We start from the raw sequence: 12,635 nt of genomic DNA, 5'->3' as shown, positions 1-12,635 counted from the left end.
TGCCACGATGAGATGACAGGGCCGGTCATAGGGAGGTGACGACGTTTGTCGGAGCAATCGGGTACCCGCGCCGATGGTCCGTTCGGTGGTCGGCATCCGACCAGTCACGAACGGATGACCGGATTGCCGTGGGATGCGTCGTATCACGACGGCCCTGCGCCTTGGGATATCGACCGGCCGCAGCCAGCGATAGTGCGTGTGGCATCCGCAGGCGGATTCGCCGGCGCGGTGCTCGATGCGGGTTGCGGGTCCGGCGAGAACGCTTTGTACGTCGCCTCGCTCGGCTTGTCGGTGCTGGGGGTCGACGTCGCGGAGACGGCACTGGTGATCGCCCGGGACAAGGCCGAGAACCGTGGGATCGAGGTCGAGTTCGCGGTGGCCGATGCGTTCCAGCTGGAGCGTTTGCGGCGCAGGTTCGACACAGTTCTGGACTGCGGGCTGTTCCACACCTTCGACGGGGACGAGCGAGCACGGTACGTGGCGAGTCTGGCGGCGGTGACCGAGCACGGTGGAACGCTGTATGTGTTGTGCTTCAGTGACATCGGCCCCGATACCGGCCCGCACCCCGTCGGTCGGGACGAGCTGACTGCGGCATTCGACTCCGGCGCTGGATGGCAGGTCGCCGCCATCGAACCGGACCGGATTCAGACGCGGTTCCACGATGACGGTGCACCGGCCTGGCTCGCGACCATCGAACGGATCTAGCCGCTGGACCGGTCGACTCGGTGCGCGATCCGTTCCGTCACTGACTTATTGGCAATCCATGAAGCAAGGATCCGCTTGCGTCGATGTTGCTGGAGCGGCTGCACGCGAGCCAGCAAACTGTGGCGAAACAGTCGGCGGCGGTGGCGCGATCTGCTGAATATGGCCACCGACACCATGAACCTCGCCGAGCGACGTCAAGCGATCCGACGACTGGTCGCGCTCTGCCACCTAGTGGATCGGCTGGTGGAGCTAGCCGAGATCGAATCGTCCGAAGCTTTGATCGCACATGCTCACACCACGCGCCGGGTCCTGCAGGATCTGGTGCTCGATCTGGTCGCCGTCAACCGGCGTTCTCAGATCTGAGCCGGAATGGTCGGTGCCGCACTGGAATCCGGCTCTGTCGCGTTCCGATTCCCATCGAGGTGAGCGCGCTGACCGCAGCGGAGGAGGCGAACGGTTTGCTGGACGCGCCGTACCCGCCACCGATGCGCTGAGGATGGTCAGCAACCACGACCGGGCACCGGGCAGGCATCGGCCGCCTCGGCGACCACCTGTGGCTCGCTCGATCCCGCCGGGCGCTCACCGCGCTCCCAGCCAGCACCGGTCACGGGCTCGGTCCGGGCCAGCACAACCAGCTCGGACTCATCGAAAACCCTTCCGCGACTGAGGAATCGGAACCCCTCGGGCGATTCCAAACTGAATCCGGAGCCGCGGCCCGGCACCACATCGAGGATGAGCTGGGTGTGCTGCCACGCCGCGAACTGCGGACCCGAAATCCACACCGGCGCACAGTCATCCGGCTCCGGCTCGGTCTCGGGCAGCTCAGCGGCCCGCAGGCGCAGATCGAGCAGGCCGAGCAGCACATCGCGATCGCCGACCACGAATTCGCCTGCGGGGTAACACATCGGCGCCGAACCGTCGCAGCAGCCACCGGACTGGTGCAGCATCAGCGGCCCGTGCCGCCCGCGGAGGCGACGGAGCAGATCCATCGCCGCCGCGGTGGCGCGCACGCGCCGGGGGAGGTCGGCCATCAGAAGAAGCCTTGCGCCTTCGATGCGTAACCGACCAGCAGGTTCTTCGTCTGCTGGTAGTGGTCGAGCATCATGCGGTGGTTCTCGCGTCCGATGCCGGACTGCTTGTAGCCGCCGAATGCGGCGTGCGCGGGGTACTGGTGGTAGGTGTTGGTCCACACCCGACCGGCCTGGATATCACGCCCGGCCCGGTAGGCGACCGCGCCGTCGCGCGACCATACGCCAGCGCCGAGTCCGTAGAGCGTGTCGTTGGCGATCTTGATGGCATCGTCGTAGTCGGAGAACGAGGTCACCGAGACGACCGGTCCGAAGATCTCCTCCTGGAAGATCCGCATCGAATTGTTGCCCGCGAAAACCGTCGGCTGTACGTAGTAGCCGCCCGCCAGATCGCCGCCGAGGTCGGCGCGCTCGCCGCCGGTGAGCAGGGTGGCGCCCTCGCCCTTGCCGATCTCGATGTAGGACAGGATCTTTTCGAACTGATCGTTGCTGGCCTGCGCGCCGATCATGGTGTCGGTATCGAGCGGATCGCCCTGCCGCACGGCCTTGGTCCGCACCACGGCCGCGGCCAGGAATTCGTCGTAGATATCGGCCTGGATGAGCGCGCGCGACGGGCAGGTGCAGACCTCGCCCTGGTTGAGCGCGAACATGGTGAAACCTTCCAGGGCCTTGTCCTGGTAGTCGTCATTCGCGGCGAGGACGTCGGAGAAGAAGATATTGGGGCTCTTGCCGCCGAGTTCCAGGGTGACCGGAATCAGATTCTGCGAGGCGTACTGCATGATCAGGCGGCCGGTGGTGGTCTCGCCGGTGAACGCGATCTTCTTGATCCGCGGGCTGGAGGCCAGCGGCTTGCCCGCTTCGACGCCGAAACCATTGACGATATTGACCACACCGGGCGGCAGCAGATCACCGATGAGGCCGATCAGGAACAGGATCGAGGCCGGAGTCTGCTCGGCGGGCTTGAGTACCACGGCATTACCGGCGGCGAGTGCGGGCGCGAGCTTCCAGGTGGCCATCAGGATCGGGAAGTTCCACGGAATGATCTGGCCGACAACGCCGAGCGGTTCGTGGAAGTGGTAGGCGACGGTATCGGCATCGATCTCCGACAGTGAACCCTCCTGGGCGCGGATCGCACCGGCGAAGTAGCGGAAGTGATCGATGGCCAGGGGGATATCGGCGGCCAGGGTTTCGCGGATCGGCTTGCCGTTGTCCCAGGTCTCCGCCAGGGCGATGGCATCGAGGTTTTCTTCGATCCGGTCGGCGATCTGATTGAGGATGACGGCGCGCTCGGCGACCGAGGTCTTACCCCATGCGGGTGCGGCGGCGTGCGCGGCATCGAGGGCGAGTTCGATGTCCTCGGCGGTGCCGCGCGCGACCTCGCAGAACGTTCGACCCGTGATCGGAGTGGGATTTTCGAAGTACTGCCCCTTGACGGGCGCGACCCATTCGCCGCCGATCCAGTTGTCGTAGCGGGCCTGGAACGACATGGCGGCGTCGGGTGTTCCTGGGCGGGCGAAGACGGTCATCGAATCTCCTCGATCTGCTGATTCAGGTGTGATCCGGAACACTATGAGTGTCCATGTTGCAGCACGGTTGCAGCAAACTGGTCAGTTGCCCAATTTGCGATCGAGCAGTCGCAACTGCGCCTCTACCTGGGCATACATCGAGGACCGGCGGTCGAGCGAGGACAGATAGGCGGTCCACGCCGCAATGTCGTCGCGGCCGTCGACCGAACCGGTCCAGCGGGCCAGCAGGCGACGGTCGCCCGCCGTCAACAGGGCGGCGCGCAGGCGGCCGCGCAACTCGGCGCGCAGTTCATCGATACCGGGTGCGAGTGAGCGGGGCAGGATCGGACCCGGATAGGCGCGCACTGCCGCCGACGTGTCGCCGCGGGCGAGTGCGCGTCGAACCTCGGCGACGTCGGTATCCAGATCCAGCAGCAGCCGATAGGGACGGGAGCCGAGTCCGTTGGCGCCCAGCATCTTTCGCACGCGCGACATTTCCGCCCGCACCGTCACCGGATCCAGCTCCGATTCGTCGAGCAGCATGGCGAGGTGGTCGGCGCTGAGGCCCTCGGGATATTCGGCCAGCAGCAAGAGGATTTCGGCATGCCGCTGCGACAGCCGGATCGGCTCGCCGCCGCGGGTCAGCGTCGGCCGGTTCGAGCCGAGCACCTGCAGGCGGGCCGCCGGGGGAGCGAGCGGTTGCGGCGAATCGAGCATGAGCAGCCGCAGTTCGGATTCCGCGGCCAGCACCGTCGCCCGGATCAGCGACAACACCTCCGGCGCTGCGACTCTCGGACCGCCGGTGATATCGATGGCGCCGATGATCCGGCCGTCGCGCGGATCGTGTACGGGCGCGGCCGAACAACTCCATTCGTGCACCACCCGGCTGAAATGTTCGGCCCCGAAAATCTGCACATGATGATCGAGGGCCAGTGCGGTGCCCGGCGCATTGGTGCCGACCCGCTCCTCACTCCAATCGGCGCCCTCCACGAAATTCATTGCCAGCGCCCGATCTTTGACCTTCGAATCGCCCTCGACCCAGAGCAACCGGCCCCCGGCATCGCTGATCGCGACCAGCAGTCCGGCCTCGGCGGCGTCTTCGACCAGCAACTTCCGCACTATCGGCCGGATCAGCGCGGTGGGATGGTTGGCCCGATAGCGCTGCAGTTCCAGATCGCCGATGCCCACCGCATCGCCGAGACCGTCCGGGTCTACACCGCTCTTGCGGCTGCGCCGCCAGGAATCCAGGACCACCGGACGCACCGAATCACCGTCGGGGCGCACGGTCGGCAGACGGTCGACGCCTTCGAGGAAACAGCGGTGCGCCGACGACATCCGCAGTGCCAACTGCGTGAGGTCGTCATCCGGTCGAACGGCCACCCAGGGATTGCCGTGCGCTGCTGTGCTCAATCGGTTTCCTTCGTATCTGCCCATAACCACTGTAATGCCGGTCACATATGGCATGGCCAGGGATGGGACTAAGGCGTGCGACGCAGTGGCGCGATCCACGTACGCTGACCGTTGCTCTGCGCGGGCCGCATCGATGCGCGCCCGGCTCACTGTTCTGCTCATCAACTGGAGTTACGTCACTTGACCACGCCAGAGTCGGCAACGCACACCCGTACCTACCCGGTCGCACACGGTTCACCGATCGATACCGATGGTCCCCGAATCGCGCTGTACTCAGAGGAATTCGCCGCGGATCCGCACGCCGCCTACCGCGATATGCGCAGTAGATACGGATCTCTGGTGCCGGTGGAACTGTCGCCGGGTGTGCCGGCCACCCTGGTGATCGGTTACTACACGGCGCTGCGCATCCTCAATGATCCCGATCATTTTCCGGCCGATTCACGGACCTGGCAGAAGAGCATTCCCGAAGACTGTCCGATTCGGCCGATGCTCGAATGGCGTCCGGCCGCGATTCGCAGCAGCGGCCTCGAGCACACTCGCTACCGCGAGGCGACCGTTGCCGGCGTCGTCGAAATCGACCTGTTCGCTTTGCATTCCACGGTGGAGCAGATCGCCGTTCCGCTGATCAACTCCTTCTGCGAGGTCGGCACGGCGGATCTGATCAGCCAGTACGCCTTCCCGCTATCCTTCGCGGTGATCAATGCGATGCTCGGTTGCCCACCGGAAATCGGTCAGCGCGCCGCCGCCGGTATGGCCGCGCTGATCGAGGGCGTGGATGCCGCAGCGGGCAATAAGATGGTCGCCGATGCCATGTTCGACCTGATCTGTCTCAAACGCGAAGAGCCGGGCGACGATATCGTCTCGCGGCTGCTGGCCCATCCGGCGCAGCTCGATGACGGTGAGATGATCCACCAGGTGCTCAGCTTCTATGGCGCGGGCATCGAACCGACTCAGAATCTGATCGTCAATACGTTGCGGTTGATGGTGACCGATACCCGATTCGCCGGTGGCATTCTCGGCGGGAGCCTGTCCACCCGCGATGCGTTGGACGAGGTGCTGTTCACCGACCCGCCCCTGTCGAACTACTGCGTCACCTTCCCGAAGCAGCCGATCCTGATCGATGGCGCCTGGCTGCCCGCACACCAGCCGGTGGTCATCAGCATGACCGGCTGCAATAACGATCCCGCGATCAATACCGGGGTGTACACCGACAATCGCTCACATTTGGCTTGGAGCGCAGGTCCGCACGCCTGCCCGGCCCGATCGGTCGCATCACTGATCGTCCAGGACGCGATCGATCAACTACTCGACGCACTTCCGGACATGCGCCTCGCCGTCCCCGTCGAGGCCCTGACCTGGCGCCCGGGCCCATTCCAGCGCGCCCTCGTTGCCCTCCCCATCAGTTTTTCCAAGTCCCCTCCGCTGCAAATCCTTTGAATCCGTAACCCGGCGTAGTGGCTTCGGCCGCTGCGCCGGGGCAGCGCTGCGCCGCACGCAGATACCGCTCAGCGTAGAGCTGATAGCGGAACGGTCCGCGGTGAGCCGGGGCAGCGGCCGCTGATGTCCGTCGGCGAAGGGGCGATTGCCCCGGTTCGATATCGCCGCATATGGCTGGCGTCAGCCAGGGGTCGGATGCTTCGATCGGAGCATGACCGATGACACCGAAATCCCGCGCATTGTCAGTGCCCGTCGCGATATCGCCGCCGGGGTGGAGCAGATCTTCGAGTTGATCGCCGATCCGTCGCAACAGCCGCGCTGGGATGGCAATGACAACCTGGCGCAGGCAGCGGCGGGGCAGCGTGTGCGGGAGGTGGGCGAGATGTTTCAGATGACGACCACCAAGGGGTCGGTTCGGGAGAACCATGTGGTGGAGTTCGAGGAGGGACGTCGTATTGCCTGGCTGCCCGCGGAACCGGAGCAGCAGCCCCCGGGGCACCTGTGGCGCTGGGAGCTCGAACCGCTGGATCCGGCACATACCCGCGTCACACACACCTACGACTGGTCGCGTTTGACCGACGAGAATCGGTTTCCCCGTGCTCGGGCGACCACCGCTGACAAACTTGGCGCATCGCTCGATCGACTCGCGGAGCTCGCCGAGAACTAGCCCGGTAACGCCCTGGGCCGGAGGATAATTCGCACACCGTAGCAGGGGCGCAACGCCGAACGGAAGAAACGCCGACCGGCGGTGAGATCGAGGGCCGGGGCGCCACCGCGGGCCGGACTGCCGACATGAGAACGCGTCATCCCCGCTGGCTGTCCGATCGCATCAGCTCGACTAGGGTGGCGCGGGATCCTTTGGTGTGCAGTGCGTTCAGGACCGCGGTATAGGCATCGACGAAGCGTGGCTCATCGATCAGGTCGCCGAATATCGAGCGATCGGTGAGGAATGCGGTGGGATCGTCGCGCTGGCGACGGGCCAGCGGTATCAGGCGCTCGCGCAGCGCGTCGACCACCTCGATCGGCGCGCCGTCTTCGTCGACCCCCTCGGCGTAGCGTGCCCAGCTGGCCACCACCGTTGCGGCACAGGTGATCTCGCCGCCCGTGGCGAGCTGCCGCCGGACCACCGGCAGCAGCCACTTGGGGATCCGATCCGAGGATTCGGCGCACAGCCTGGCGATGGTATCGCCGATCGCGGGGTTGGCGAAGCGCTCGATCAGGGTGCGCTTGTATCGATCCAGGTCGACCCCGGGCACCGGGTACAGGGTCGGCGTCGCTTCGTGGTCCATGTAGCGCATCAGGAATTGCTGGAAGACCGGATCCTGCGCCGCCTCGTGGACGAGCCGGTAGCCGCTCAGATATCCGAGATAGGCCAGCGCCTGGTGGCTCGCGTTCAGCAGACGCAGTTTCATCAGCTCATAGGGCGCGACGTCGCTGACGAGTTGCACGCCGACCTCGTCGAGCGCCGGTCGGCCGAGTGAGAACGAATCCTCGATCACCCATTGGGTGAACGGTTCGGTCACCACCGGCCAGCGATCGGTCACGCCGTAGCGCCGCGCGAGCTCCGCCGATGTCCCCGGCGGGGTGACCGGGGTGATGCGGTCCACCATCGAATTCGGGAATCGCACCGTGTGCTCGACCCAGTCGCCCAGTGCGGGATCGCGCAGCCGTGCGAAGGCGGCGAATGTGCGGCGCGCGACGTGGCCGTTGCCCTCGATATTGTCGCAGGACAGCACGGTGAACGGTGCGATGCCGCGCGCGCGACGCCGCCTCAGCCCCTCGGTGATGAGCCCGAATACGGTGGCGGGCAACGCATTCGGAGTAAGATCGGCGCGGATCTCCGGATTGTCGGCGATGAATTCGCCGGTGGTCGCGGCGACGTTGTAGCCGCCCTCGGTAATGGTGAGTGAGACGATCCGGGTCGCCGGGGCGGCCAGCTTCTCGATGACGGCCTCTGGGTCGTCCGGGGCGTAGAGATATTCGATGATGGAGCCGACCACGCGGGTCGTCCGGGTGCCGTCGGCTGCGACGACAGACAGTGTGTACAGGCCGTCCTGTGCCGCGAGCACATCGCGCATGCGCCGATCTTCCTGCCGCACCCCGACCCCGCAGATTCCCCAGTCGCGCGCTCCACCGCGCCGCAGCAACTCGTCGAGATAGCTCGCCTGATGCGCCCGATGGAATCCGCCGACGCCGAAATGCACTATGCCACTGGTGATTCGGGAGCGGTCGTAATTCGGTGCCGACAGGTCTGCAGATAGATCGCCGACGGTCGCGGCACGCAATGTGATGGATGTGGCCTCGCTCATGACAACCCCTCGACTGTTGTGTACGTCACATTCCGATGGTAACCTCTGTGAGCAATAGATCACATGCTGAGCAGATGATCAGCGTCAATGAGGAGCTCGCGTGGCCACCGAACCATCCCGGCCCGGCACGGCGGACGATGTCCGGCTCGCATTGCGGGCCGCGCAGCTCTATCACCTGGAAGGTGCGACGCAGGCCGAAATCGCGGCCAAGCTGGGTGTTTCGCGGCCGACCGCCGGGCGGCTCATCGCCCGTGCGCGAGCGCAGGGACTGGTGCGCATCGAAATCAGCGTTCCCGATGACCTGCGCTCATCCGTGCACACCGATATCGAAAGCGAGATCGAGGCGGCATTCGGGCTCACCGAGGCGGTGGTGCTCGGGGATATTCCGGACGGCTCGCCCTCGGGCCTGCAGCCCCTGGCCCGCGCCGCGGTCGGCGTGCTGACCCGGCGGCTGCAGCCGACGCATACGCTCGGATTCACCTGGGGTCCGGAGACGATCGCCGTCGCGCACGAATTGCGCACCAAATCCGCGCATTGCGCGCGCGTCGTCCAGCTCGACGGGTCGATGACCTCATTCGACTACCAGACCGGCGTGGACTACACGCTGGGCCGATGCGCGATGCAACTGCAGGCGACACCGGTTCGCCTGCACGCCCCGCTGTACGCCGATCCGGCGACGGTCACCGCGTTGGAACAGGATTCGGTGCTCGGGCGCGCGATAGCGCTCGGTCGCACCGCCGATGTGATGATGTTCGGCGTCGGACCGGTCTCCACCGCCACCACCCTGTTCGAGGGCAGCTATCTCGACACCGCGATCCTCGACGAACTGCGCGGGCTCGGGGCGGTCGGCGAGATCGGCGGTCGGTTCTTCCACGCCGATGGCAGCGATATCGCGGGTTCGCTTGCGCAGCGGACGGTTTCGGTCGGCCTCGACGCCATCCGGCGGTGCCCCGCCACGGTGCTGATCTCCGGTGGACCGGTGAAACACGAAGCGGTTCTCGGTGCGTTGCGCGGAGGGCTGGCCAAGATCCTCGTCACCGACATCGAGTGCGCGCGGTGGCTGTTGGAAAGGAAGGAGGGCCTGTCCGATGCCTAGACCGAGCCCTGTGAGCGGGCGATTAACGAAATCCGCAGTGGCGCTGGCTGTTACGGCACTACTCGGGGTGTCCGGTTGCGCGGGGGCCGGGTCGTTCACCTCCGGTGGCCGGGACACCGTCACCATCGCCATGGTCTCCAATTCGCAGATGCGCGATGCCATCGCGCTCTCCGGTGAGTTCGAGCGCGAAAATCCGGGCACCAAACTCAAATTCGTCTCCCTGTCGGAGAATGAGGCCCGCGCCAAGATCACCGCATCGGTCGCGACGGGCGGTGGTGAATTCGACGTCGTCATGATCAGCAATTACGAGACGCCGCAGTGGGCCGCGAACGGGTGGTTGGTCGATCTGTCGAGCCACGCGCGCCGGACCCCGGGCTACGACGAACAGGATTTCATTCCGTCGCTGCGAAAGTCGCTGTCCTACAACGGGGATATGTACTCGGTGCCGTTCTACGGCGAATCGTCGTTCCTGATGTACCGCAAGGATCTGTTCGAGCAGGCCGGGCTGACCATGCCCGCCGAACCGACCTGGGAGCAGGTCGCGCAGGCCGCGGCGAAACTCGACGATCCGGCCAGCGGTCGCTCCGGTATCTGCTTGCGCGGCAAACCCGGCTGGGGAGAATCGCTCGCCCCGCTGAACACGGTCATCAATACCTTCGGCGGCCGCTGGTTCGACGAGAACTGGCATGCCCAGCTGACCAGCCCGGAGGTGGTCGCGGCCGTCGAGTTCTATATCGGCCTGGTCCGCGCGCACGGCGAACCCGGCGCGGCCACCAGTGGATTCGGTGAATGCGCGACACAGCTGTCCCAGGGCAATACCGCGATGTGGTACGACGCGACCTCGGCCGTCGGTGTGCTCGAGGATCCGGCGTCGAGCAAGGTGGTCGGCAAGATCGGCTATGTGCTCGCGCCGACGGTGCGCAAACCCGATTCCGGTTGGCTCTATACCTGGTCGCTCGGCATTCCGAAATCCAGCGACAAACCCGACGCCGCATGGAAATTCATCTCCTGGATGACCGGCAAACCCTATATCCAGATGGTCGGCCAGCGGCTCGGCTGGTCACATGTGCCACCCGGCAGTCGCCAATCCACCTACGAGATTCCCGAGTACAAGGCGGCTTCGAAGGCCTATGGGCCGCTGACGCTGGCGGCGATGTCGGGTGTCGACCCGGAACATCCGACCGTGCAACCGGTGCCGTACACCGGCATCCAGTTCATCACCATTCCGGAGTTCCAGGATCTGGGAACCCGGGTGAGCCAGCAGATCAGCGCCGCGGTCGCGGGCCGGATCAGCGTGCGCGCCGCACTCGACCAAGCACAGCAGTATGCCGAGACCGTCGGCAGGTCGTATCGAGGGAATCAGTAGTCATGTCCGAAACAATCACTGCCCCTGCGGCATCGGCGCCCGCCGGATTCCCGCCCGTCGCCGAGCGATCGCACCGGTTCTCGCGCGCCGAGGCCTGGCGACGGCGCGGACCGCTACTGCCCGCGCTGATCTTCCTGATCGTCGTCACTCAGGTGCCGTTCGTCTTCACGCTCTACTACTCGACGCAGTCCTGGAATCTGGTCCGGCCCGGATCGCGGCACTTCACCGGATTGCAGAACTACGCGGATGTCTTCCGCGACAGTCAGTTCCGCCAGGTCGCGCTCAATACCGTGATCCTGATCGTCGGTACCGTCATCATCTCGGTGGTGCTGGGGTTGCTGCTGGCATTGCTACTGGATCGCGCCTTTTTCGGCCGCGGTGTGGTGCGCACCCTGCTGATCACCCCGTTCCTCGTGACGCCCGTTGCGGCTGCATTGATCTGGAAGACGACGATGCTCGATCCGGTCTTCGGGCTGGTCAATTTCGTATTGAAACCCTTCGGCGCCGGTCAGACCGATTGGGTGAGCAAATATCCGCTGCCCGCGGTGATGGCGGATCTGGTCTGGCAGTGGACGCCGTTCATGATGCTGCTGATCCTGGCCGGGCTGCAATCGATGCCCCGCGACATCGTGGAGGCCGCCAGGGTCGACGGCGCGAATTCCTTCGCGGTCTTCCGGGAACTCACGCTGCCGCACCTGCGCCGGTTCATCGAACTCGGTGCGGTACTGGGTGCGATCTATCTGGTCAACACCTTCGACTCGGTGTACATGATGACCTCGGGCGGACCCGGCATCGCCAGTTCCAATCTGCCGTTCTATATCTACCAGCGCGCATTCCTCGGCTTCGATATCGGCCAGGCCGCCGCGATGGGTGTGGTCACCGTCATCGCCACCACCGTGATCGCCACCTTCGCGCTGCGACTGCTGTTCAAGACATTCACCGGGAAGGAGGCGGCGGCATGAACGCTCGCAAACGGTCCGGCCTGATCTGGGGTGTGCTCGCCTGGGCGGTCGGCATCGGCATGTTCTTCCCGGTGCTGTGGATGGTGCTGACGGCGTTCAAACAGGAGGGCGACGCCTATACCGACCCGCCGAAGCTCTTGTTCACCCCCACGCTGGACCAGTTCTCCGCCGTACTCGACAGCGGCATCGGCACCAGCCTGTTGAACTCCACCTTCGCGACCGCGGTGTCCACGGCGCTGGTTCTGGCACTGGGCATTCCGGCCGCCTTCGCACTGTCGCTGCGGCCGGTGCGCAAGACCCGCGACGCGCTGTTCTTCTTCATCGGCACCAAGATGCTGCCGGTCGTCGCGGCGATCGTGCCGTTGTATGTGATCGTCGGCGATATCGGACTGCTCGACAATATCTGGGCGCTCGTCATCCTCTATACCGCGATGAATCTGCCGATCGCGGTGTGGATGATGCGCTCGTTCTTCCTGGAGGTGCCCGGCGAACTGCTCGAGGCCGCGAGCATGGACGGCGCCAGCCTGGTGACCTCGATGCGCGAGGTGATCTTGCCGCTGGTCGCACCCGGTATCGCGGCCACCGCGCTGATCTGCGTCATCTTCTCCTGGAACGAATTCTTCTTCGCCGTGAATCTCACCGCGGTGCAGGCCCAGACCATGCCGGTGTTCCTGGTCGGATTCATCACCGGCGAGGGCCTGTACTGGGCGCGGTTGTCCGCGGCCGCCGTACTCGCCGCGCTGCCCGTCGTCCTCGCCGGTTGGCTCGCGCAGAACAAGCTGGTGCGCGGGCTGTCCTTCGGCGCCATCAAGTAAGG

The 12,635-nt window shown here is 65.4% G+C and carries 12 protein-coding genes; 8 read left to right on the top strand and 4 right to left on the bottom strand.

Features of this window, described 5'->3' with window-relative positions:
- Positions 1-45 precede the first annotated feature (45 nt).
- Complete coding sequence (locus ACQP2D_RS29125) at positions 46-705, top strand: class I SAM-dependent methyltransferase (protein WP_433679119.1); 660 nt, start codon at positions 46-48, stop codon at positions 703-705.
- 159 nt (positions 706-864) lie between these two features.
- Positions 865-1,068 (top strand): hypothetical protein, encoded by a 204-nt coding sequence (locus ACQP2D_RS29120; RefSeq protein WP_433679118.1) that lies wholly within the window; start codon positions 865-867, stop codon positions 1,066-1,068.
- A gap of 137 nt (positions 1,069-1,205) precedes the next feature.
- Here ACQP2D_RS29120 and ACQP2D_RS29115 read toward each other — a convergent pair whose 3' ends face one another.
- The 3 genes from ACQP2D_RS29115 to ACQP2D_RS29105 all read right to left on the bottom strand — a co-directional run bounded on the left by ACQP2D_RS29115 (position 1,206) and on the right by ACQP2D_RS29105 (position 4,573).
- A complete protein-coding gene (locus ACQP2D_RS29115; RefSeq protein ID WP_433679117.1) occupies positions 1,206-1,736 on the bottom strand; it encodes a DUF779 domain-containing protein in 531 nt (176 codons plus the stop codon).
- The gene (gene adh / locus ACQP2D_RS29110) at positions 1,736-3,259 is read right to left on the bottom strand and encodes an aldehyde dehydrogenase (protein ID WP_433679116.1); all 1,524 of its coding nucleotides are present in this window, start codon (positions 3,257-3,259) and stop codon (positions 1,736-1,738) included. Before adh ends, ACQP2D_RS29115 begins: the two co-directional genes overlap by 1 nt.
- Before the next feature lie 81 nt (positions 3,260-3,340).
- The gene (locus ACQP2D_RS29105) at positions 3,341-4,573 is read right to left on the bottom strand and encodes a transcriptional regulator (protein ID WP_433685796.1); all 1,233 of its coding nucleotides are present in this window, start codon (positions 4,571-4,573) and stop codon (positions 3,341-3,343) included.
- A gap of 255 nt (positions 4,574-4,828) precedes the next feature.
- On the opposite strand from ACQP2D_RS29105, the gene ACQP2D_RS29100 reads away from it, so the two are divergent.
- Positions 4,829-6,085 carry a cytochrome P450 gene (locus ACQP2D_RS29100; RefSeq protein ID WP_433679115.1) on the top strand — a complete coding sequence of 419 codons (1,257 nt, stop codon included), beginning with the start codon at positions 4,829-4,831 and terminating at the stop codon, positions 6,083-6,085.
- 211 nt (positions 6,086-6,296) lie between these two features.
- Entirely contained in the window at positions 6,297-6,752 is a 456-nt protein-coding gene (locus tag ACQP2D_RS29095) for an SRPBCC family protein (RefSeq protein ID WP_433679114.1), read from the top strand.
- A 136-nt stretch (positions 6,753-6,888) separates the two neighbouring features.
- Here the strand turns inward: ACQP2D_RS29095 and ACQP2D_RS29090 are convergent, their stop codons facing one another.
- On the bottom strand, positions 6,889-8,394 hold the full coding sequence (locus ACQP2D_RS29090; protein WP_433679113.1) for a mannitol dehydrogenase family protein: 1,506 nt from the start codon (positions 8,392-8,394) through the stop codon (positions 6,889-6,891).
- A 100-nt stretch (positions 8,395-8,494) separates the two neighbouring features.
- Between ACQP2D_RS29090 and ACQP2D_RS29085 the strand changes: the two genes are divergently transcribed.
- The 4 genes from ACQP2D_RS29085 to ACQP2D_RS29070 are packed head-to-tail and all read left to right on the top strand — an operon-like array spanning position 8,495 to position 12,633.
- A complete protein-coding gene (locus tag ACQP2D_RS29085) occupies positions 8,495-9,490 on the top strand; it encodes a sugar-binding transcriptional regulator (protein WP_433679112.1) in 996 nt (331 codons plus the stop codon).
- Complete coding sequence (locus tag ACQP2D_RS29080) at positions 9,483-10,856, top strand: ABC transporter substrate-binding protein (RefSeq protein WP_433679110.1); 1,374 nt, start codon at positions 9,483-9,485, stop codon at positions 10,854-10,856. The genes ACQP2D_RS29085 and ACQP2D_RS29080 overlap by 8 nt, the downstream gene beginning before the upstream one ends.
- 14 nt (positions 10,857-10,870) lie before the next feature.
- A complete protein-coding gene (locus ACQP2D_RS29075; protein WP_433685795.1) occupies positions 10,871-11,818 on the top strand; it encodes a carbohydrate ABC transporter permease in 948 nt (315 codons plus the stop codon).
- A complete protein-coding gene (locus ACQP2D_RS29070) occupies positions 11,815-12,633 on the top strand; it encodes a carbohydrate ABC transporter permease (RefSeq protein ID WP_433679109.1) in 819 nt (272 codons plus the stop codon). Before ACQP2D_RS29075 ends, ACQP2D_RS29070 begins: the two co-directional genes overlap by 4 nt.
- Positions 12,634-12,635 lie beyond the last annotated feature (2 nt).

Origin of the sequence: Nocardia sp. CA-119907 (assembly GCF_050955995.1) — a bacterium.
Taxonomy (GTDB): domain Bacteria; phylum Actinomycetota; class Actinomycetes; order Mycobacteriales; family Mycobacteriaceae; genus Nocardia.
This window is presented reverse-complemented; position numbering and strand designations above follow the sequence as displayed.